At 61.9% G+C, this 813-nt stretch carries 1 protein-coding gene; it reads right to left on the bottom strand.

Features of this window, described 5'->3' with window-relative positions:
• Positions 1-740, bottom strand: a protein-coding gene (locus NF685_RS14230) for an IS5 family transposase (protein WP_252850137.1) whose coding sequence is annotated in 2 segments (ribosomal slippage) — positions 1-419 and positions 419-740 — 741 coding nt annotated over the 2 segments. Because the reading frame shifts where the segments join, the coding sequence is not laid out codon by codon here. This gene is flagged as partial in the annotation.
• Positions 741-813 lie beyond the last annotated feature (73 nt).

Below are 813 nucleotides of genomic sequence, written 5' to 3'. Positions count from 1 at the left end.
GGCGAGATTGAGGAAGCTCTCGAAAGACAGAACGCTCTTGTCGTAGCGGGTGGCGATGCGGCGTTGCTGCTTGAGCTTGCCAAACATACGTTCGATGCGGTTTCGGTCCCGATAGCGGCGATAGTCGGGATGCTCTGGCGCTTTACGGTTCGCGCGTGGCGGGATGATCGGTAGGATGCCCCGCATCAGCAGGCTCTGGCGGAAACCGTCACCATCGTATCCTTTGTCTGCCAGCAATGCCCTCGGCGTAGCGGCCGGGATCGCCATGAGCGGCTCGGCGCTGGTGTAGTCCGATGCCTCACCACCGGTCAGGATGAAACCGAGAGGGCGTCCCTGATTGTCTGCCCGGGCGTGGATCTTGCTTGTAAAACCGCCGCGTGATCGACCAAGAGCGTTCGCACGAGCCCCCCTTTTCCGCCCGCAGCCGAGACGTGGCCGCGAACGCTGGTGCTATCGATCATGTGCTGCCAGTCATTGGTGAGGCCCAGATCGACCAGCGTCTGCAGCATTGCGTCCCATACGCCCTGCTCGGCCCAGCGGCGGAAGCGGACATAGACCGAATTCCACTTGCCATAGCGCTCGTGCATGTCTCGCCAAGGGCAGCCGACGCGCAATACATAGAGCATGCCGTTCAGGAAACGGCGGTTGTCGCCCGCAGGCCGCGCCCACCGGCCTCGCTCAGGCGGCAATAGCGACCCAACCACGTCCCACTCTGCGTCCGATAGGTCTCCGCGATCCATGGCTGCCCCATAAAAAGCAGCCTTGAATCAGAATGCAGCCCCTCTGGATACCCCTTTTGTCAACACGACCTAG

Origin of the sequence: Asaia lannensis NBRC 102526 (assembly GCF_024054035.1) — a bacterium.
Taxonomy (GTDB): Bacteria; Pseudomonadota; Alphaproteobacteria; order Acetobacterales; family Acetobacteraceae; genus Asaia; species Asaia lannensis.
Note: the sequence above shows the minus strand (reverse complement) of the source record. Positions and strands in the feature narration are given on the sequence as shown.